At 61.6% G+C, this 21,809-nt stretch carries 16 protein-coding genes; 3 read left to right on the plus strand and 13 right to left on the minus strand.

Annotation, left to right across the window (positions count from 1 at the left end; all coding sequences use genetic code 11):
• Window positions 1–65 precede the first annotated feature (65 nt).
• The 13 genes from ATO7_RS01585 to ATO7_RS01645 form a co-directional block, all read right to left on the minus strand.
• A complete protein-coding gene (locus ATO7_RS01585; RefSeq protein ID WP_083559157.1) occupies window positions 66–512 on the minus strand; it encodes an SRPBCC domain-containing protein in 447 nt (148 codons plus the stop codon).
• Window positions 509–2,014 (minus strand): class I adenylate-forming enzyme family protein, encoded by a 1,506-nt coding sequence (locus ATO7_RS01590; RefSeq protein ID WP_083559158.1) that lies wholly within the window; start codon window positions 2,012–2,014, stop codon window positions 509–511. Before ATO7_RS01590 ends, ATO7_RS01585 begins: the two co-directional genes overlap by 4 nt.
• A gap of 4 nt (window positions 2,015–2,018) precedes the next feature.
• Window positions 2,019–2,330 carry a hypothetical protein gene (locus tag ATO7_RS01595; RefSeq protein ID WP_083559159.1) on the minus strand — a complete coding sequence of 104 codons (312 nt, stop codon included), beginning with the start codon at window positions 2,328–2,330 and terminating at the stop codon, window positions 2,019–2,021.
• Between the two features lie 13 nt (window positions 2,331–2,343).
• Window positions 2,344–3,276, minus strand: a complete 933-nt coding sequence (locus tag ATO7_RS01600; RefSeq protein WP_083559160.1) for an alpha/beta hydrolase — start codon at window positions 3,274–3,276, stop codon at window positions 2,344–2,346.
• The gene (locus ATO7_RS01605; RefSeq protein ID WP_083559161.1) at window positions 3,269–4,441 is read right to left on the minus strand and encodes a thiolase C-terminal domain-containing protein; all 1,173 of its coding nucleotides are present in this window, start codon (window positions 4,439–4,441) and stop codon (window positions 3,269–3,271) included. Before ATO7_RS01605 ends, ATO7_RS01600 begins: the two co-directional genes overlap by 8 nt.
• On the minus strand, window positions 4,438–4,818 hold the full coding sequence (locus ATO7_RS01610; protein WP_206044754.1) for a Zn-ribbon domain-containing OB-fold protein: 381 nt from the start codon (window positions 4,816–4,818) through the stop codon (window positions 4,438–4,440). Before ATO7_RS01610 ends, ATO7_RS01605 begins: the two co-directional genes overlap by 4 nt.
• Before the next feature lie 324 nt (window positions 4,819–5,142).
• Window positions 5,143–7,572, minus strand: coding sequence for a CaiB/BaiF CoA transferase family protein (locus ATO7_RS01615; protein WP_083559163.1), 2,430 nt, complete (start codon window positions 7,570–7,572; stop codon window positions 5,143–5,145).
• 121 nt (window positions 7,573–7,693) lie between these two features.
• A complete protein-coding gene (locus tag ATO7_RS01620; RefSeq protein ID WP_083559164.1) occupies window positions 7,694–8,248 on the minus strand; it encodes a diguanylate cyclase domain-containing protein in 555 nt (184 codons plus the stop codon).
• A 73-nt stretch (window positions 8,249–8,321) separates the two neighbouring features.
• Window positions 8,322–9,116 carry an SAM-dependent methyltransferase gene (locus tag ATO7_RS01625; RefSeq protein WP_083559165.1) on the minus strand — a complete coding sequence of 265 codons (795 nt, stop codon included), beginning with the start codon at window positions 9,114–9,116 and terminating at the stop codon, window positions 8,322–8,324.
• Entirely contained in the window at window positions 9,113–10,387 is a 1,275-nt protein-coding gene (locus ATO7_RS01630; protein WP_083559166.1) for an FAD-dependent oxidoreductase, read from the minus strand. The genes ATO7_RS01625 and ATO7_RS01630 overlap by 4 nt, the downstream gene beginning before the upstream one ends.
• A gap of 27 nt (window positions 10,388–10,414) precedes the next feature.
• Window positions 10,415–11,662, minus strand: a complete 1,248-nt coding sequence (locus tag ATO7_RS01635) for an EAL domain-containing response regulator (protein WP_083559167.1) — start codon at window positions 11,660–11,662, stop codon at window positions 10,415–10,417.
• 65 nt (window positions 11,663–11,727) lie between these two features.
• Entirely contained in the window at window positions 11,728–13,383 is a 1,656-nt protein-coding gene (locus ATO7_RS01640; protein WP_158522989.1) for a hypothetical protein, read from the minus strand.
• The gene (locus ATO7_RS01645; protein WP_083559169.1) at window positions 13,380–16,469 is read right to left on the minus strand and encodes a hypothetical protein; all 3,090 of its coding nucleotides are present in this window, start codon (window positions 16,467–16,469) and stop codon (window positions 13,380–13,382) included. The genes ATO7_RS01640 and ATO7_RS01645 overlap by 4 nt, the downstream gene beginning before the upstream one ends.
• A gap of 300 nt (window positions 16,470–16,769) precedes the next feature.
• Here ATO7_RS01645 and ATO7_RS01650 point away from each other — a divergent pair, with 300 nt between their 5' ends.
• From ATO7_RS01650 to mepA, 3 genes are all read left to right on the plus strand, one after another.
• Window positions 16,770–18,551: a hypothetical protein gene (locus ATO7_RS01650; protein WP_146680102.1), complete on the plus strand. Its 1,782-nt coding sequence runs from the start codon at window positions 16,770–16,772 to the stop codon at window positions 18,549–18,551.
• A 6-nt stretch (window positions 18,552–18,557) separates the two neighbouring features.
• Complete coding sequence (locus ATO7_RS01655) at window positions 18,558–20,846, plus strand: GH92 family glycosyl hydrolase (RefSeq protein ID WP_146680103.1); 2,289 nt, start codon at window positions 18,558–18,560, stop codon at window positions 20,844–20,846.
• A gap of 68 nt (window positions 20,847–20,914) precedes the next feature.
• The gene (gene mepA, locus ATO7_RS01660) at window positions 20,915–21,793 is read left to right on the plus strand and encodes a penicillin-insensitive murein endopeptidase (protein ID WP_083559172.1); all 879 of its coding nucleotides are present in this window, start codon (window positions 20,915–20,917) and stop codon (window positions 21,791–21,793) included.
• Window positions 21,794–21,809: the final 16 nt, after the last annotated feature.

The raw sequence follows: 21,809 nt of genomic DNA on the forward strand, positions 1-21,809 counted from the left end.
GCGGCCCACGGGCCGCCTTTTTTATGCCTGGGTGCCGCCACAATGCGGCACATCAAAAAGCAGAGTCAGCTCGCAGCCAAGTGCTCAGCGCGTGTTTTTAAAGCCTCACTCATGCTGCCGAAACCTCTTTGCAATGCACCGCGCATCAAACCACGCACCACCGGCATGAGCCAGCCCTGGAGGTGAAAATGTGAGCTGTAATGACAGCGTCCATCACCCAGATCAATGATCGTATGGCTGCGCAAGCTGGACAGGCCGCCCAGCGGAAATGGCTTCATGTTGTAGGAAAAGCCCTTGCCCGGCTCCACCGCATGAATGTACTCAACCTGGCGTTGTGCCGGGCCCAACAATTTGACCTTCATATCGATGGCGCCGCCAGGACGCAGGTCGCAGCGGGCCTCAACCACAAAAGGGTTCCACTCGGCATAGCGCTCGAAGTCGGTCAGCACCGCCCAGACCACCTCGGCCGGCGCTTCGATATCGAATTCCTGCTCGATTACAAAACGGCTCATGCGGCCTCCACCAAGCTGGCGAAGTCCTGCCGGATGACACGCCGCAGCACCTTGCCCAGCTCGTTATAAGGCAGCTCATCGCGGAATTCGATGCGCTGGGGCACCCGCGAGGAACGCAGACGCTCGCGTACCAGAGCCTGCAATTCCTCTACGCTGGCACTGGCGCCGGGCTGAAGCACCACGGCAGCGGCCACAGCTTCGCCCCACTGCTCATCCGCAATGGCCACGCAGGCCACGTCAGCCACAGCCGGATGACTGATCATCACATCCTCGATTTCGCCCGGCGAGATGTTCTCACCGCCGCGCACGATGACATCATCCTCGCGCCCTTCCAGGAACAGATAGCCGTCGTCGTCGAGATAGCCCAGATCCTTGGTGCAAAACCAGCCGTCTTCGGACAGGGTGCTGCCCTGCTCCTTGTACTCGCCTGACACCTGCCCACCGCGCACAAAGATCATGCCCGGCTGCTGAGCCGCGACCGTCTGACCCTGCTCGTCTCGGATCTCAATCTCCACTGCGCCGGTGGCCTTGCCGACCGATGCGATGCGCTTGCGCACGGCTTCATCATCACTGGCCATCGCCAGTCGATGATCATCCGGCGTCAACACCGCCACGGTTGAACTGGTCTCGGTGAGACCGTAGGCATTGGTGAAATCAACCTGCGGCATCAGCTGCATGGCCCGTTCTATAGTGGCGCGCGGCATCTTGCCACCGCCATAGGCCAACGCCTTGAGACGCGGCAGCTCGACCGTTTCTCGGCTGTTTTCCATGCTTTCAATAATGCGCCCCAGCATGGTCGGCACCACGAAGGCATTGGTGACCATCTCATCCTGGGCGGCTTTCAGCCAGGCGGTGGCTTCAAAGTTCTCCAGTTGGACCATGCGTCGGCAGGCGTAGGTCGAACTCAGCACCGCCGAAATACCGGCGATGTGATACGGCGGCACCGTGACCAGCACCGCATCTTCCTCCGCCGCTGCACCGAACTCGACCGTGCCGACGATATACGAGACCAGATTTTCGTGGCGCAGCAAGGCTGCCTTGGGCTTGCCGGTGGTGCCACTGGTAAACAGCTGCACCGCGACGCTTTCCGGATCGACAAATTCTTCCTCAAATGCCGCGGCCGGCGCATTGACGAACTCGTCGCTGCTGATCATCAGCAGCTCATCACGTTTGTCGACCTGGGCGCGAAACTCATCGCCAACCACCAGCAAGGCCGGCGCAATGCGCTCGAGCAAGGCGTTGATTTCCTCACGGGTCAAGCGGTAGTTGAGCGGCACGTAGGGAATGCCGGCGTAACCCGCAGCGAAAATCGCCACCGGCAGAACCGGGCCATTCACATCCAGCAAGGCCAGATACTCAACCCCAGACTCGCGCAACTTGACCGCCGCACGCTGAGCTTTCTGGCGCACTTCTGCGTAGGTCAGCGAGCGACCGCCGCAGACCACGGCCGTGCGCTCACCGAAGGCATCGGCGGCCATGTCCAGCAACATGGAGATATTCATGAGATCAGTCCGAAGACGGCAGCTGTTTGGCCTGTTTCACATCCAGCGGGGTGCCATCCAGTACCAGCGAGCCCTTGCCCGGCTTGGTGCACAACAATTCGAATTTCTCATCCGGATCGACATAGCGCTTGCCCATCTGGGTGCCGCCTGCATGCTCCGGGTTCAACTCGCCAGCCGCGTCTTCGTTGGGGGCGATCATCAGCACACCACCACATTCCAGTGTGTAATCACCGGCTGGCGCCTTGATCACCATCACCTGGGTGTCGCACACGGCGCTCTTGAAGCGCGCGCCGGCTTTGAGGGCTACAGTAGCCATGTCTATCTCCTGTCTAAGTCATCGGCCACAGGTCATGGACCCAGTGACCGATCCTGGCAAACAAATCCCGGCGCGAGGCGAACAGAAACTGGCTGTGGCCGGTTTCCGGCAACACCATCACTTCCACCGCCGGGCTGTGTGAAAAGATCTGACCTGCATTATCCGGTGCTTTGACCAAATCTTTGTCACCCAAAGCGACTAAGACGGGCACATCGATGCGTGCCGCCATGGGGTCCCAGTGATGCGGCAGCATCGACATGAATGCAGGCACCGCCAGCAGATGCGTCGAAACCGCCTTGATGCCCTCAATCCCGGCCCGCTCAGCCGTTTCACCGCCGTAGATTCCGCCACCGCCGCCACCGCCGCGGATCACCGGATAGCCTACGCGGAAGAACTTGCGCGCCAGCCCTACACTTTGCGCCTCCAGCGCAGCGCGATCATCAAGCAGCGCCTGCACCTTGGGATGCAGATATTGCGGCAGGCCCTCAAAGCCAAAGCCGAGCAGCACAATACCTTCATGACTTGCATGCTGATGCTGCTGGATCAGGGTGATCATGGCGCCCATGGAATGACCAACGCCGATGCTGCGAAGCCCGCGCAAGGCCGCCACATGGGTCTTGAGCCAGCTCAGCGCCGCCGCATGCAACTGCGCAATCAGCAGCGGCGTGAGCACGAAACCGTCCTCGGGCTGATCGCTCTCGCCCACCCCGGGATGGTCAAGCAGCACACAGGTAAAGCCCTGGGCGCACATGGCTTTGACGAAACTGAAGCTGTCGTCACCCGGCACCGGCAAATCATAGAACTGCCGGTTCATGCCGCCACCGGGCAGGCAGATCAGGGCGATACCCCGATCTGTGGCAGTCGGCTGGTGAATTTCCGCCGCCACATGCAGATTTTCAATGTTGCCCACCGCCATGGCGGTGGGCACACGCAAGACCTCAGTCATCCACGCTCAGCACGGCGCCGGCCATGCCCGAGGTGACCAGCACATTGTTCACCTCGGCGACCTGATTGACCGACTCACCACGCACCTGGCGCACGCCTTCGACAATGTTGTTCATGCCATGAATATAGGCTTCACCGATCAAGCCGCCATTGGTGTTCAGCGGGATGCTGCCATCCAGCTCGCAATGACCGTCCTTGAAGAAATCACGCGCTTCGCCTCGCCCGCAGAAACCAAAGGCTTCCAGTTGCTTGAACACCTGCGGGGTGAAAGCGTCGTACAGCATCGCGGCCTGGAAGTCAGACGGCTTGAGGCCGGACTGCTTGTACAACGCAGCGGCCGTGCCTTCGGCTTCCGGCATCACCGAAAGATCATGCTCGTGGTAGTAATTGGAGATCACTTCCACGTTGTACGGAATGCACTGCACCGCATTGGGCAGACGCACCGCGGGTTTCTTGCCGTCACGAGCCCGATCCAGGCTGGTCACAACAATGGCCACACCGCCGTCGGACTCCTGACAGCAATCAAGCAGACGCAACACCGGCTCGACCACCCACTTTGAATTCTGGTGATCTTCCAGCGTGATCGGCCGTTGGTAGAACCAGGCATTGGGGTTATTGGCCGCGTGCTTGCGCTGCAGCACCGAAACCATGCCGAAGTCTTCATTGGTCACGCCGTACTGCTGCATGTAGCGTTGTGAGTTCAATGACTCCCAGGTGGCCGGGGTCTGCGCCCCGTAGGGCATGCACCACAGCAGCGACCCGGTACCGTTGCCCGGCTGAAACGCAGCCTGCTGGGTGTGCGGCTGTCCGAAGCGGTATTGCGAACGCTCATTCATGGCACGCCAGATCAGTACGGTTTTGCACAAACCGGCGTTGATCATGGCCATGGCCTGATACAGGGTCGCCACAGCCGCGGCGCCACCGCCCGGAATACGGGTGGTGTAGTTCAGTTCTTTCACGCCCAGACAACGCGCCAGATGAATTTCATCTGAACCGTCCAGGGTGAAGGTGATCATACCGTCCACTTCAGACGGATGAATCCCGGCATCATCCAGGGCGGATTTGGAGCACTCCGCGGCCAGTTGCAGCTCACTACGACCGGATTCCTTGGAAAACTCGGTCTGCCCGATCCCGGCAATGGCGGCCTGTGTGAACGCGCGGCTCATGCGCCACCTCCAAGCGGACGGAACACCGGGACCTTGGCTTTGCCCATGGTCTCGACAAAAGCCACTTCGACCTCAAGCCCCGCCGTGACATCTTCAAATGCGATGCCTTCCAGGTTGCTGACAAAACGGAAACCTTCTTCCAGCTCGACCACAACAACGGTCGGCAAGGCCTTGAATCCGAAAGGCATGGGGTGACGAGGGCGAATCCAGCTGACCACCTTGGCCTTGCCCGAAAGTTCCACCTCTTCGGTGTTCAGACTGTGGCATTTGGGGCACATCGGGCGCAGCGGGAAGCGGTAGTGTCCGCAATCACCACAGCGCTGGCCGACAAACCGGTCCTCTTTCGCGGCATCCCAGAAAAACTTGTTGTCGGGCATGACTATAGGGGCCAGCCGTGTCGGTTTTGGGGTCTGTTGTTCGGAATCTGTCATTTTGATTTCCAGTATCTGATGGTTCTGGTCGTGCGCTTTGCACAGCGCTCTCGCGCCAGCAAAAAACCAGTCAATGCGCTTTCACAAGCTCGAGCAAAGAGCAGATCAACGCAAAACTCCTCAGCGTCGATGGAGTGTTGTTCTTGATTGTTCAGGACTGTCAGAGGCCTGGATGGCCGATGACAAGCGATACATGGATGTACTGGAGCGTGTCCTGAACAATCAAGAACAACGCTCCGTACTCCACTCGCTTAATCCTGTTCCAGGCAATTACCCACCAAAGCCTGGCGGCATCCGCGGCATGCCTTCAAAGCCGACCGCGAATTGCTCTTCCATGGTGTTGATCTCCTCTTCGGAGTAACCCATGCCACTGAGGATCTCCTTGGTGTGTTCGCCAACCAGCAAGGGCCGCTCACCCGGTGCACCAGGGGTCTCCGACAAGTCCACGTTGAGGCCAATCTGGTCAAGCTTGCCAACATGCGGATGGTCGTAGCTCACACTCCAGCCACGCTGCTTGATCCAGTCCTGATCATGCAGCGTGGTGCCGAAGTCATCGGCTTCAACTTCGACCGGCACGCCTGCGCTGTCCAGGGCTTCAAACCAGTCCGCCGCTGACTTCTGCTTGAATTTGTCGCTGAGCTGCGCAGCCAGAGCATCATCGTCAGGCTGATCATCCACACCCACTACGGACAACAGGGCCGAGCGGTGCGCGTCACTGGCGCAGACCACACAAATCCAACCCTCAGCAGTTTCATACAAACGGTGTGTGGCGGAATAGCCGAACTGCTGCCCATCAATGTGCGGCCGTTCGAAGCCCGTGCCATCCGGTCGCGCCACCGCGTACGAGGTATTCAGCAAGCCGGCGTTGACGATGGAGGTATCAACAAACTGGCCCTCGCCGGTGCGATCACGGTGGTACAGCGCCTGAATGACCGCAATGGCAGACAAGAAGCCGTTGCCGGTGTCGCCCATCGAGGTCAGGCTCCACAACGGCTTGCCGCCGCGGTACATACCGCCATCCTCGTACTGCACACCGGTCAGGCAGGCGCCAGTCTGATCGTTACCGGGCAACGTCGAACGCTCACCGGTTTCAAAACCACGGGTGTGGCAGTAAATCAGCTTGGGATTGATCTGCTTGAGGCTTTCGTAATCGATCTTGAGCCGCTCAGCCGCGTCGTAACGCATGTTGTGATGAACTACATCGGCGTCCTTGACCAGGTCGAGAAAGACCTTCATCGAGCGCGGATCCTTGAGGTTCAGGGTGAGTGACTTCTTGCCTCGGTTGGACATGTAGGCAATGTGCACGCGATGCCAGAACATGTCGTACAGACCATTGATCTTGATCACCTCCGCGCCCAGATCGGAGAGCAGCTGGCACCCGAACGGGCCGGCAATAGCCAAACCCAGATCCAGCACCTTGATGCCTTCCAGCGGTTTTTTCATCTGCCCGGTGCCAGCTTGCGGCGCAGGTGCCGATTTGGCCGCCTCGGCCTCTGCCTTAACCTCATCAGTGTTGGCCCCCGGACTCACCGGAGCCGCGCCGACCTGGGTCGGGTTGGCACTCATTTTGTAGGTCAGACCAAGCTGACGCAGCGGCCCCAGTTCGGGGTCATTGACTTCGGCCACACAGCCGTCCTTGAGGAACAGCGGGTCAGCCAGCGACTCTTCTGTGGAGCGCACGGCCTGCATGGTCATCTGGGCGCGTGCAGCCGCATCCACCCACTGATCAGCCGGGAACTTCTTAACCCGCTCCATCAACTGCGGCTGGTATTCACACAGCACGAAGATCTCTTCCGGGCCGGTGCCGAAACGATCCGGATCATCCTTGGCCTTCAGATCCGGGTTGGCATTGAGCTCTTCGTTTTCCGAAGCCTGGATGATGAAACGCGGGTTCGGCACCCAGTTGTGAATCCACTTGCCGTCGGAGGCTTCATAGTGGCCCTTGGGCGACTTGCTGTTGAGAATCCAGGAATCAAAGCCGGGGAAATCAATGTTTTCCGCGCGCATCCAGACCCAACCGCCGCCTTGCATGGCGCCCTGCAGCAGCGAGGTTTCCACCCACTGCCCGCGACCTGTGGTTTCACGCGCGCGCAAGGCTGCATTGATACCCACTGAAGCCGAGTAAAACGCCCCCAGGCTGGGCCAGTACGAGGCTGGGAACAACGGCCCCTCGCGCTCGGCGCCTTGACGCCATTCGGCGGGCACATCGAAATCTTCGTAAGGATCCGGCCGCCCGGCCATGCGATTGAGGGCGCCTTCAGGACAACCGCGCTGCTCCCAGTGCAGGCCGGTGCGCGCCGCCACCAGAGCATCATAGGCGGGCCGTTGCTCCAGCGGCGTGCCACGCCCATAGCCGGTGATCGAACAGTACACCAGACGCGGATTGATCGCCTTGCAGCTTGCGTAATCGATGCCCAGACGCTCTGTCACGCCGGGGGTGTAGGACTCGACCAGCACATCGGCGGTCTTGACCAGAGCCAAAAAGGCATCCTTGTCGGCCGCATCCTTGAGATCCAGGATGGCGCTGCGTTTGCCGCGCTGCCACACCTTGTAGCCAAGCTGATTGCGGAACGGGTCACCGCCTGGCGGCTCGATCTTGGTCACCTCAGCGCCATGATCCGCCATCTGCATCGTGGTCATCGGACCAGCAACACCCCAGGACAAATCCAGAACCTTGAGGCCGGCGAGTACTCCTGCCATATCTTCACCTTGTGTCGAAATTTATGATTTCGGCCAATGTAGACGGCAGGTCAGCGTGTCTCCTGACACATTTGGATGAGTCCACAACGCGCGCCGCGCCGGGTGGACATAAGCGTGTGGCTTAATTGAGCCCGGACAGGACCACGATACGGCTCGAGGTGTCTTCAGCAGCTTGCTCAACCGCCTCGTTGGCGCGCATCCACAAAGCATTGGCGAAGTAAGACGGATTGGGCATCACCGACACGCCGCCAATCAGCAAACGTAAGTGCGACGGGATACCCTCATGAGCCTGCAGCGCGGTGTGAATACGCTCGGCCACCACCCGCGTGCCCTCTTCGTTGGCATCGGACAAAACCGCAGCAATCTCACCCACACGAACACGCGCCGCGAAATCCGCTCGGCGTTGACAGGACTGACTGACCGCGCTACCCAAGGTGCCCAGAAAGCTGCGCCAGTCCTGTTTGGAACATTCGCGGCGCAAGCTGGCCGCGTCATCAATCACCAGCAGCAAAAAACCGAGCGGCCGATGATTACGGCAGGACTGCTCCCACTGTTCTTCAAGGCGGAAACGGAAAAAGGGCCGCGAGGCCAGTCCCGTGAGCGGGTCGAACTCTTTCAGCTCGGTGGTTGGATCGACGGCGCGTCTGCCGCCTCTGACCTGACGCAAATTCTGCATGCCAGCGCCCCGTAAATATGATGCGTCCAGATTAGACCTGCGCGGGCGCAAGTCAACCGCTCACTGACCAGGTTCAGGGCCGCCGTGCCACAAACAGACCGTAGCGGAACAGATCGTCCATGGCTGCGCTTTCGACCACTTGGGCGGTCAGGTCGTATTTGAGGCGATGCCGGCGCGACAAGCGGTGCTGTACCTCACTGCAGCGCCACCACAAAGCGAACGGTGCCAATACCGCATCGCTGAGATCGTCCTGCTCGACCAGTTCAAGCCCGGCACGCTCCAGCATGGCGCTGTAGTCATCCAGGGTGACCAGGTTCTCACGCGGAATCTTGGCCGTGGCGCAGATCGCCGTCAGCTTGGCGCGTCGCCCCATGGTCAGCTCGCGTGGCGGCAGATACAGGTCGGTCCAGCCAATCAGGCCGCCGCTTGGAAGGCGCTGGGCGACCTCGGCAAAGACCTGCTCACGCTGAGGAAAATGATAGGCGCAATCCAGCGCCAGGGCCTTGCTCAGGGGCGGCGATATCTCAACCTGCGCCAGCGCTTCAGCCCCTAGGCAATGCAGCTTATAGTCCGCCGCAGGCAGGCGCGACTGGGCGAACTCGACCTGGCTGCGCGACGGGTTGAGCCCGGTCAGACGCGTCAGCGCATACTCGCGATGCCACAGGCGCAATTGCTCACCCATGCCAAAGCCAAGATCAAGCAGATGGTCGTCGGCGCCCAGCTCAATCGCATCGGCCACGATACGCGCCAGATCCGCGCCGGCATCGGCAAATTCTTCGGCCTCATTCCAGTAGCCGAAGTTGCCCCAGGCGGTGTCCTGCGGGGCATTAAGGGCAAGCTCCGCAGTATCGAAAAAATCCTTGCTCACGCCTGATGTATCCGTCGGCTGATACCCAGCGCCGAACGCGCAGCACTTTCCAGCAACGGCACGCCGGCGGCGGCATAAGAGCCACAGAACCACACGCGGCGGCCGTGCTCGCCATGCAGCGTGTCCAGCTCGATCAGTCCCTGCTCACTGTTGTGATCAACGCAGGGGCGTTCGAAACGCGCACGTGCCAGCACGCTCTCGGGGTCCGGTTGCATCAACGGATTCCAGGTCTGAAACGCATCCGCTGTGCCCTTGGCAACCGGCAAGACCCGGTTCAGCCAGATTGACGCCATGGGCCGCGACGCCCCGGTCTCGGTGAAGAAATTGACCGGCGACCAGTCCGCCCGACGTCTCGGCATCAGGCGCGTGTCGGTGTGCACGATCACTTCGCTGGGCTCATAGGAGAATCGCGCCAGGGCCTGCGCCTCATCGGCGCTGGCATCCTGCAGCAAACGCAGGGCCTGATTGCCTTGGGTGGCCAGCACCACATGATCAAACCGGTGCTGCTCGCCATGCTCGTCAATGATCACAACACCATCGTTATCCCGGCGCAGTTCGGCGATCCCGGTTCCGGTCAGCACCCGTTGGCAGCGCCGGCTTAACTGCCGAACCACGAAATCGGCGCCGCGCACGGTGCGCGAAACCCCCTCTAGCAGCACACCGCGGCGCAGATAATCAATGACCACCAGGGCCGGATAACGGCGCACCGCATCGATACTGCAGGTACCAATGGCGGCAAATGTGGGCAACAGAAAATCGTCCGCAAAACCTGCCGAATACCTCCCCTCATCAAGGTAGGCCTGCAAGGTGGTTTCGCTGTTTTTAAGTTTGCGCGCATCACAGGCCGCCCGCCGGTAAAGGCGAATCAGATCACGCACGATCGCGCGGCTGCGTGCGCCCCACGGCTGACCACCGGCGAGCATCGGAACAGACCAGCGCTGCAAGGGACGCCAGTTGCGGTAGCGAAAATACGCATCGCCACCAAGATCACTGAAGGAGGCGGAATAATCGGCCGAGGTCGTGGCGATATCGGCCTCGTCGTAAAGCGCGCTGAGAGTCGGGTAATAGCCCCGATAGAGCACCCGCAATGGCATGTCGACGCGTGCCCCGCCCCATTCGATACCGTGCGCGGCCATACCGATGTCAGGCTGCTTTTCGAACAGCGTTACCGTGTGGGTTTTACCGAGATACCAGCTGGCCGCAAGACCGGCGATGCCGGAGCCGACAACGGCAACACGCCCGGCGCGCGTGTGTTGTGTGGAGGTCACCATGCGCGCAGTTTAATCGCACTGGCGTGGCTAGTGGGACTCCTGTCCGGCCCTGCTCATGATGCTTTCGGCGTTCAAGCGCTTCCAGCTGTTGGCCCAGGCCGGCACATCGCCAGGCGGCAGAGGCGGACTGATCAGGTAGCCCTGCGCAATGTCGCAGCCGACCGCCCCAAGCACGTCCCATTCTTCCGGGCTTTGCACCCCTTCGGCCACGATCAGCATGCCCAGCTGATGACCGAGCTCGATACTGCTGTTGACGATCGACTGCTGTTCCTGCGAACGGGTACAACCACGCACGAATTCCTGATCAATCTTGAGCTCGGTAAACGGCATGCTGCGCAGGCGCGTCAAGCTGGAGTCGCCGGTGCCGAAATCATCAATCGACAGTCCAAAACCGCGCATCCGAAAACGCGTCATGACATCGTACAGTTCGGCCCCGACCTGAACCTGGGTCTCGGTCAATTCGATGTTGATGCGATCCGCACTCAGGCCATAGCTCTGGGCGATGGCCTCAATGTGCTCGGGCAGGTCAAGCTGGGTCATGCTCGCCGCGGACAGATTGACCGAGAGGGCGAAATCACGGCCCTGACGGCTCCACAGACTGAGCTGCTTCAGGCTGCGCTCGATGATCTGATGAGTCAGGCGATGGATATCGCCGTTGGATTCGGACATGGCGATGAACGCATCCGGCGAAACCAGTTCGCCGTCACGATCGCGCAGGCGCACCAGCGCCTCGAAGCCGACCAACTCGGCATCGATCATGCGCACCTGCGGCTGATAGTGAATCTCGATGCGGTTGGCATCCAGGGCATCGGCCAGATCATCAGCGCTGAACGCCGTGGCCGTGGTCGTACGCACTGCAGGCGCCTGCCCGAAATCGGCCAGCGCTCGCAGCAGATCCTCTTCCTTGAAAGGTTTGGCCAGCACACCCAGCACGTGCAGGCCGAGCTCACCCGCCATGCGCGACACGGCAAAACGCAGGCGTGCATCCAGTGAGGAAATCGGCAAAACGGCGATGCCCGGTGATGCACTGGCCAGTGTGCGCAGCAGTTCTACCCCATCCATGCCGGGCATGTTGAGGTCGCACAACACGATATCGGCGGCCCGCTGCTGCATCAGAGCCATGGCCGACAGGCCATTCTCCGCTTCGCGGATGTGCGCGATACCCAGACGCTGCAGCAACGCGACCAGCACGCTGCGAATCGCGGCGGAATCATCCACAACCAGCACGTCGCTGCCCTGCAGGCGTTTAAGTTGCGGTGCTGACAATATTTCCATGGCAGCCGTTGTTTTGAGACGACCAGCCCAGGCTAGCGAGTGCAGCGCAAAGGAAATGAGAACACTCAGTCCAGGGTCTTGCACCAGCTTTGCGGCGCGCCACGGGCCTCGCACTGCTCTTGGGTGATAGCCGGGTTTGCTGAAGACGCGGTTGATTCGGCTGGTGGAGCCAGCCCATCCAGTGCGGTCAGCGCAGCACAACGCGCGTCCGCCTCGGCCACATCAAAGCCCAGCTCAAGCGCAGCGCTGTGCAGCGTGCACACGATATGCTGACCAATGGTCGGCGACACCATCAGGCTCCAGTGGTCGGTGCAGGCCCCATCGTAGTCGAGGCCCAGCGGGTCATAGACCAGATCTTGCTCGGGGCAACCCAGCAGCCAGGTCGCACCGGTGGAAAAGGTCTGCCAGTAGGTCTCGTCACGAAAGGTCATGTAGCCGAAGAAATCATTCGCCGCACCGAGCAGAAAATGCGCCTGAGGGTCACGCACCCGCTCACGCAGCGCGGCTTCCAGTTCACCGAAGGGCTCGCCGGGAAAGGTCGAGAAAAACAGCTCACCAATCCGCACCGCCGTGACATAAGTGCCGAACAGGGCGCCCTGCAGAAATGGCGGCGTCAGCGCCCGGTCGATGCGGATGTCGTAGTGCTGCAGAGCTGATCCATCCTGATTGCTCGGCAGTCGCGGCTTGTAGTTGAGCAGCAAAACCGGCTGGGTGATCAACTCGCGGATGAACACCGACTCCAGCTGAATCCCCTGCCCGCGCACCGCTTGAAGCTGGTCTTGCGCCGCGCTCATGAGCAAACGCAACCGGGCGCGCGCCTCGGCTTCACGCTCGGCTGCGTCACCGCCGCTCTTGTTCCAGTCGGTGGCGCCGACGCTGCCCACCGCTGCAAGGCCAAACCCGCCAAACAGAGCTTGTGCCTCCTGGGGCGCCCAGGCCGCCCAGTCGCCACTAAGTTTGTCGGTGGCCACACCGTTGATCACCGTGGCATGTGGTGCGTAGTTGACCAAGGTCAGCAAACGCTCACCGCTGTCGGCATGGTCGGCCACCAGCATGCGGAATTGATTGCTCGGATTGCCCTGATCGGGGTCCAGACCCGGCGCACTGTTGTACGACGATTCCAGTCGCGGCACGCCATCCAGCGGGCTGTCGTTACTGTTGATCGCGGCCACGCGCAGAACCGCGGGCTGACGCGATTGCCAGGCCTGAATGCCGGCCGCAACCACGGCATCGGCGGTGATCGCCTTGTAATCCGGACTGACCCCGCCCCAGATGCCAACCGTATCCGGGCCATTGTGCGAATGGTCGCTGACCACCACGATGTGGCGCGAATCCATGCCGGTGGCCTCGGCGATGCGCAAGCGCATGTCATAAATGCCGTGCCCCGCACCCTCGCCCGCCTTGTAGGCCAGGAAATAACCGATATTGGTGGTGCTGATCAGCATGAAGTGGCGGTCCTGCGTATCGCTCACCACCATGGCTCGGGCCAGCAGCTCGTCGGCCACCGCGCCGGGCACCTCGGGATCGACCATTCGCCCGCAGAACGATGCCCCGCCGCCCACGCACACCGGACTTTGCGGATCATGGTTGGCGCTGCCCGTGCCAACCCACCATTGCACGCTGGCCGGCTCGCTGCGCTCGCCCAGGGTCTGCGCAGGTCCGCGCCCGCCATTGCAGGCCGCGACACAGGCCACGACCAGCACCAGCAGGCCGCGCATCACGGCGCTTGCAGGCTCAATGCGAAGCGCTCGGCATTGCCCTGACCCAGCGCATCACTCAGATCACCCGGCAACACGGCCACCTCATCCGCTGCATCCAGCGCAGTCTTGAACATGACCCGCCAGGTTGCAGCGCCCAGATTGCTGGCTTCGCAACTGCGCTCCAGCACCGCTCCATCGGCCAACAGGCTGGCGCACACCTGGGCAGGTTCGCCCACGTTCAGCCAGGGCCGGAAGGTGCAATGGTGGCAATACACCTGTTCGCTGTCCGGATAGCGATGCAGATTGCGCTCTTCGCGTATCCACGGGAACGCGGTCTCGTAGCTGTCGGGGTAGTCAATCGGCCCGAATTCATGCGGTGCTGCGGATTCGACTTGCGGCCGATCATGCCCGGCGCCGTCGGTAAAGCTGTTGTAAACGTTGACCGGGCCCAACTCGAACTCCAGCGCGCCACCGGCCACCCGCAGATTCTCCGCACGAATAGGTGCCGCATTGTCGATCACGAAATTCTCGCTGATCAGTTCGTAGTCGCCGTGGCCACGATGATGCCCTCGGATCACAAAACGGTAGGTGCCCGCGGGGGTGACATAGGGCGCCTGCGGGCGCTGGCTGTCACCCGGCTCGGGCAAAGGCAGTTCGGAGGCAAAGGCTTCGTAGTTGGCGGTCCATTGCCACTCGAAATTGCCCGCCGCCCAACTCAGAAGGTCCGGAATCTGCGGAATGTTGAAACCGCCCTCAGCCGGGATGATCTGGGTCGCACCGGGGAAACGCGCATGCAGCTGGATCTCGCCATCCAGCGTGCCCGCCAGCGCCCAGCCGTCGCCATCCTGACGTTCGACTACAACCTCGGGAAACCCTTCATAGGTTGAGCCACCGATCCAGCTCACCGCCGCCGCATCAAAGCGGTGCATACGGGCCTCAGGTTGAGCGGTGATCTGCGGCTCACCGCCATCATTGGGCAAGGCCGCTTCGTAGATCGGCGTGACCGTGGAAGCCAGCACGCCGAGCGCCTGGGCAATGATTTCGACCCGCGTGGATTCCAGCGCAAACACCGTGTCCAGCACATTCAGTGGCTGACCCGGATGACCATTGAGCGAGGCCGCCAGGCGGCTCAAGCGGGTGGCCAGAAAATCCGCACCGTGCGGCCCCAGGCCAGCCAGCGCTTTGCGGTAGTGGTCGTGCGCGCGGTACTCACGATACGCCGGCATGTAACCCCAGTAGTCATTCGCCATGCCCACGGGAATAACCAGGCCATAGCCGAATTCGGTCAGTTCCTCGTGCGTGAAGTTACCCTTGATCTCGGCCGGATCGGTGGGTTCGGACTCGGCCTGCAAGACGTAATCCAGGGCATCCCAGCCCGCCGCATCATTGTGAATCTGGGCTTTCATGCGCGCATACACTGCGCCCGACATGGTCAGCACCTCGTCGTTGTACTGATGCGGATGCGGGCAGCTCCATTCGTCCTCACCCGACTGCCAGCAACCATGATCCTGGCGGTTGTCCAGATCACCATTGAGCGCCGGATTGCGCAGGTCATCCGGGTAGCCCAGATCCCAGTCCCAGCCGGTATGAAAATCTTCCGCCACCCGGTTAAGCCGGCTGATGATGTTCAGCGCGGTGTCGGTGAACTGCTCGCAAGGGCAGAAGGTGATGGCCACATCGCCCAGTTTGAAAGACTGGATCGGCACCACATCCTGCTCTTCCAGGATCATCAGCGAAGGCCCGCTGAGCGAGGTCGGTAACGGCACGCCCAGTTCAAGCAGATTGTCGGTCAGCGCACCAACCAGATTCTGCGGTGCCAAGGGCCCCAGGGCCATGAATGGCTCAACCAGTTCTTCCAGCGGGAACTGACAATCCGGGAAGCCGATGATGGGAATGCCCGGGTTCAGGTTGTAATACAGCTGGTCCATGTTGCAGTTGGACACCCCGGGATAGGGGCGCGACGCTGGCGGCGCAAACCGCTGGTGGGCGTAATCGACCTCGAAATCAGCCTGCAGCGGGGCGAACTGGCTGGCATCCCACGGTGCCTCACCAACGATACCGGCCAACGCAGCGTGCACGTTGTCAGCGAACAGACGTGCAGCGCGGTCGGTACCGGCCAGGTTGGATTCCTGAAATTCGTGACGCTTGGCACCTTTGTGCGCACGTTCATCCTTGTGCGGCCCCGAGGTGCCGGTTTCGGATTGCGACATCACGGTGATCGCGCCGGTCTCGCGGTCGAGCAGACGCATCACCGCGTGACTGAGATCGCCGTTCATGATCTCCTCGCCCCAGACCCACTCCGGATGCACACCCAGCACCACCCAGTTGGCAAAGTTCTGGCCTGTGGTCGGATCATCGAACCGCAGCACATAGGCCTGACGCGTGGTGTAGTCGTGCGGCTGGCCAGCAGGGCTGCCGTCCGGAGAAATCTTGGGCCCGTAGGTGTGGGCACGCACGTCGTTGGCGTAGAACGCCGCGCCCCCCATCACCGCCGGACGCATGTTGGCGTGAGCCTGAATAATCGCCTCAGCCATGCGCTCGGCCATGTACTCGTAGAAGCGGATGTCCATGACATCCTGGAAAATCCACGGACCAATGGCGGGCGTCGAGTAAAACGGTGAGGTGTGGCTGTGTGACACCGTCATCGCCAGGTTTTCAATACCGATGCCGGTCGAACCCTCAGCGGCCAGTTTCTGCGCCACGCGGCGTCGCAGGATGTCGTTCGGCAGATACAGATCATTAGCCACGATGGCGATCAGTTTGTCGTTGGCACCCTCCACCACCAGCGCACGGGTGGTGATGCGAGAGGCCAAAATGTCCGACCCGACTTTGCGCACGGCGTGGGTGTAGGGATCGAAACCGCGGCCCTCGGCAATCCCCACACCTGTCGCCGAGAACTGCCCGGCGGAAGCTCCGAAATGCCAGCTGGCATCGACCACGGCCACGCCGGCGCGCGCAGCGCTTTCGTTACGTGGCTGTGACGGTGTAGGACTGGGGGTTGATGGCGCATCAGCACCGGAAGAGGTGGCATCACGGCCGCCCTGGCAGCCCATCATCAACAGCGCAGCCAGCAATACGCTGCCCGCGCGCAAGCGTGTCGCGTTCATCCTGAAAGTGTCTCCTGTCGCCCGTTTGCCGGGACTTTTATGTCTGAACGATGACACGCACGGCGCGACGCAAAGCATTGATTGCGTTCGGCGGGTCTCGCTCATGGGTAGTAAATTGTGACGAGAACACTACCGGATCAGTGAATTCGGTGATAGTAGTAAATATCCGCACAGGCTCCGAAGAGACCGGCGGACACAGGAGACAACACCATGATGATTCACCTGCCCGCTCGGCGGTTATGCCGTACCGTCGTGCTGGCTTTTGCTGTTTTGACCTTACCCGCCTGTAACGGCGGCCGCGTGACACACACATCAGGCCCCGGGCTCGACGAACCCACGACGCCACCCGGTGCGGTGCAAACGCCGTTTCGTGTCGGCGCCGCCAAAGTTCGGATTACGCCCACCGAGTCGCAGGTCGCGGGCGAAGAGGAAAACCGCCTGCTGGGGCAGACCACCCTGCAGCATTTCCATCTGGGCGGATACGGTTTCGGGCCTCTGCAAAGCTTCCCTGATCCGATCAATATGGATCTCACCGACCCGGCCGGCGCGACCCACTACACCACTGCCGAGGGTGTGGAAGAGCACACCTGGTTGCGCCTGATGTTGATCACTGACGAACGCGACAACACGCAGGTGGCCTTTGTCACAGTCGACGCCATTGGCGCTGGCAACGTCATCCAGGACGGCATCCGTCAGGCCGTTTCACAAGCCAGCGGGGTCCCGCCGGAGAATGTGTACTTTGGTCAGACCCACACCCACTCAGGCGCCGATTTGCAAGGTCTGTGGGGTGGCGTGCCGAAGAGCTGGATTGCCGACCTCTACACCGCCGCCGAACAAGCGGCCGAACAAGCTGCGGCTGAACTCACACCGGCCACGCTGAGCTTCAAGCAATTTGAGACCGACGCGTTCAATAACTACCGCCGCCCGCGCCTTTACCCTGACATCGATGCGGATACCACAGCCTCGCTATTGCGGGCCTACGCCGCAGACGGTGGTGAACTGGTCGCAACCCTGGCCCAGTACAATGCCCACCCGACCTCGGTGGGCAGCAGCAACGATCCGCGCCTGCCCCACCCTGACTATGTGCTCGGACTGACTGACACCTTGGAGGCCGAGGGCGGCACGGCGTTGTATTTCAATGGCCCGATCGCCGACGCTTCAGGCTCCGGCGGTAACTGCGAAGGCGATGATTACGTCCGCGTGCGCTGCCGTGGCCATGATCTGGCCCGCGCCATGCTCGACAGCGAGGCCGAAACCATCGCCATCACCGGCGCCCTGAGCGCGCGCAACACGCAGGTGCAAATCCCGGTCACCAACCCGGTGTTCCTGGCCGCGGCCCTGATCGGTGCCTTCAACGGCTATCTGGACTATTCCCTGGTGCCGCTGGATTCAATTCCGTTCCTGAGTGAGCAAATTGCCTTTCTGCCGCAGGCCATCCCGCTGGCCACCGTGGCCGTCAGTCGTATCAGCTTTTCCGAGCAGCTGGAGATCGTCACGATCCCCGGCGAAGCGACCAACACCGTGGGCGAGTACATCCAATCACTGGCGCCGGACACCCCCATGATGCTGTTCGGATTGACCCAGGATTCCATGGGTTATCTGTTGCCCGAAGAGGAATTCAATTACATCAGTCTGGCTGGCGAGACTGGCTTTCTGGTGCCGTTCACCAACTACGAAGAATGGATCTCCATGGGGCCACTGAGTGTGCCGCTGTTGCGCGTACTCGGCTACAACCGCCTGTTTGATCAGGATGCTCAAGCCAATATCCCACCCTCGGTTGCAGCCTGCTATGGCGCCGATACCCATGAGCGTTGCTTCATCGAGGATGTAGTGGCCCAACTCAACTACGCCATGGCGGCTTACGCCGACGCCTGCCGCGAACAACTTGGCGAAGACAATCCGATCTGCGGGCTACTGGCCATGGGCAGTCTGTTTCAGGCCGGCGGCGCTCTGGATCTGAGTGCCTTGTCCAGTGCGCTGCCAATCGATCTGAGCCAAGCCTTGGCCACGCCGGACGGCCAGACACTGCAGCAACGTTTGGCTGCTCTGCTGGCTCCTTTGCGCGCCACCTCAACACACTGATTGCGCATGCGCGCCGTACCCCTACTCCTGCTGGCGGCCGCCGTGGCCGCCTGTCAGGGCGGACGGGGTCAAACCGACGCCACGCCCCATGCGGAGGAGATCTCTCACACGGATTTGGCCACGTATGTCGATCCGCGTATCGGCAGCTTTCCGCCGGGCTTTACCAGCCCGGGCGCGGCCTTACCCCATGGCCTGGTCGCAGCAGGCCCAGACACTGAGGGCCCATTCAACTATGGCGGCTACTCGGTCAACAATCTGTTCATCACCGGCTTCTCCCAGACCCACATGTCGGCTGGGGTCTACCAGGGTGGCCAGATCCCGCTGATGCCGATCAGTGGCCAGCCCAGCGAAGCCGATCTGAGCGACTGGGGCTGGCCGTCGGCACTGCCGTTTTATGCCTCGAACTTCAACAAGCTGAGCGAACAGGCCGAGCCCGGTTACTACCGGGTTGATCTGCTGCGCTATGCCGCCCGCGCCGAAATCACAGCAACGCAGCGCGCCGCGCTGCACCGTTACACCTGGCAGCCGGCTGGGCAGCCCGGCGTGGTGCTGGAACCCAGCCGTGATCTCAAAGGTCATCATCCGGCCACTCTCCACTACCGCAGCGACGGGGTGATCAGCGGGCGGGTCGACACGCGCAGCCCCGACCACAGCGTCTACTTCGCCCTGCGCAGTGACACGCCCTACACCCTGCACACACCTGCGGGCGAAGCACTGGCAGCGGGCGCCCAGCTTGAAGGCGAGAATCTGATGGTCGTGCTGCGCCCACAGGCGTCGACGCTGCAGCTCAAGATCGGCCTCTCATACGTTGACGAGGCGGGCGCGCTGAACAATCTTGATCAAGAGATGCCGCACTGGGACTTTCAGCGCATCCGCGATCAGGCCCGCGCCACCTGGAATCAGGAACTCGCCCGCATCCAGGTCACAGGCGCGCCGAACGCGCGCTTGCGTAGCTTCTACACAGCTTTGTATCGCAGTCTGAAATTCCCCAATCTGCTCAGCGACGTGGATGGCCGCTACCGCCTGGAGGACGTCGTTCGCCAGGATCAGGACCACCCACGCTACACCCAGTTTTCGTTGTGGGACAGCTACCGCGGGCACAGTGCCCTGCTTGCCGAGATCGTGCCGCAGCGCTTCCGCGACATGGTCATGTCGATGGTCGAATACGCCGAGGTGGCCGGCCAGCTGCCACGCTGGCAACTGGCCAACCGCAACCCCGGCTACATGTCGGGTGATCCGGCGGTGATGTTCGTCGGCGAAGCCTGGTGCCGGGGGCTGCTGGATGCGGCACAGCGCGAAAAGGCTTGGGCTGCGCTGCTGGCGACCGTAACGCCGCGTGATGAGGCGCTGGCGCGCGGCTATCTACCCAGCGCGCAACCGAACAATCTGTTCGAGGCGATCTCTGGAAATGGCCGCGAGGCCGGCACCACGCTGGAATATGGGCTGGCCGATTTCGCCCTGGCCGCCATGGCCCGCGCCCGCGGCGACGACGCGGTGTATCAACAGCGCCTGGCCCAATCGCTCAACTATCGCAATCTGCTGGATCCGCAAAGCGGCTGGATACGCCCGCGCGACGACAACGGCGCCTGGGCCACACCGTTTCAGCCCGAATATGCCCATGGTTTTCAGGAAGGCACCTCCTGGCAATACTCGTGGCTGGCCCAGCACGACTACGCGGGGCTGTTCGCCGGCATGAATGCAGTGGGCAATGTGGAGCAACGCCTGGACACCTTCTTCGGCGCGCCACTCAATCAGTTGCCGCTGCTGTGGCCTGCGGTGCAGAACCAGATCACCCTGTTCGGCATCGTTTATCTGGGCAATCAATATGCACCCGGTAACGAGCACGACCTACAGGCCCCGTATGCCTACAACTATCTCGGTGCGCCTCACAAAACCCAAATCGCCGCGCGCGCCGCCGCTTCGCTCTACACCGACACCGCGTTGGGCATGCCCGGCAACGATGATTTGGGCGCCCTGTCCGGCTGGCTGGTGTGGACCATGCTCGGTGTATACCCAATCAACCCAGGGCTGCCACATTTCGTGATCGGCTCGCCCGAGTTCGCCAGCGCCGTGCTCAAAAGGCCGACTGGCGATTTTCTCATCGCGCGCGAACACGACGGCTACATCAGTGCTGCGCAGCTGGACGATGCAAGCCTTGTATCGGCATCGTTTGTGCTGCCACGCGGCGCCAGCACACTCAGCCTGCAGACGTCGCAGCAGGTTACACACGCATTCGATGCGCTCCCGCCCTCCATCAGCACACACCCGATCGAGGCGTTTGGCTGCATTCAGTAGAGCCTGGTGGCGACCACTTCATCGGCACCCTACACTGCGTCTAACAGTTCACTCAGCACGGGGTACCGATGAGCCGATTCGCCACACTCGGACTGCGCACATCACCGTGGTGGCTGGGCGCCTTGCTGCTCAGTCCCTGCTTGGCCAGCGCATCAACACCATGGGAATCATTTGAGCGCCCAACCGCCGGCAATGCCGAATCCATCGGCGAGTACAGCAATGGCTGTCTGCTCGGCGGTAGCGCCCTGCCGCACGCTGGACCTGGTTATCAGGTTGTACGGCTGGAGCGGCGACGCAATTTTGGCCATCCGGAATTGGTCGATTACCTCAAACGTCTGGGCGAACGTGTTGCCAACCGCAATATCGGAACCATGCTGGTCGCTGACATGGCGATGCCGCGTGGCGGTCGCTTCAGTCGCGGCCATCGCAGCCACCAATCCGGCCTGGACGCCGATATCTGGCTACGGCTAGATGTCCCACAGCTGCCGCCCGACCAACGCTGGGGCTACAGCGATGTCCCCGCCGAACTCTATGTCGACCGCAAGACCTGGGTGGCCACCGACAATTTTCGCTGGGCCCAGGCCGAGCTGATCCGCCTGGCCGCGATTGATGACCGGGTGGCGCGCATCTTCGTCAACCCGGCACTGAAGAAGAACCTGTGCCAGCGACGCTGGAGCGAAGACCGCAGCTGGCTGCGCAAAGTACGCCCCTGGTGGGGTCATGACGCCCACTTTCATGTGCGGCTACGCTGCCCGGACGGCGATGATTGCAAGGATCAACGCGAACCACCTGAGGGCGAAGGTTGTGATGCCGAAGTGGACGAGTGGTTGGCCGATTTCCGGCGCCCTCGCGAGCCTGCGCCACCACGTCAGACGCCGGCCACGCCAGCGCCCACACCCCCACCACCGCAACGTTGTCAGATCATCCTGGATATCGACAAAGGCTGAAGCCAAGGCTTCAGCC

It is taken from the genome of Oceanococcus atlanticus (assembly GCF_002088235.1).
GTDB lineage: Bacteria > Pseudomonadota > Gammaproteobacteria > Nevskiales > Oceanococcaceae > Oceanococcus > Oceanococcus atlanticus.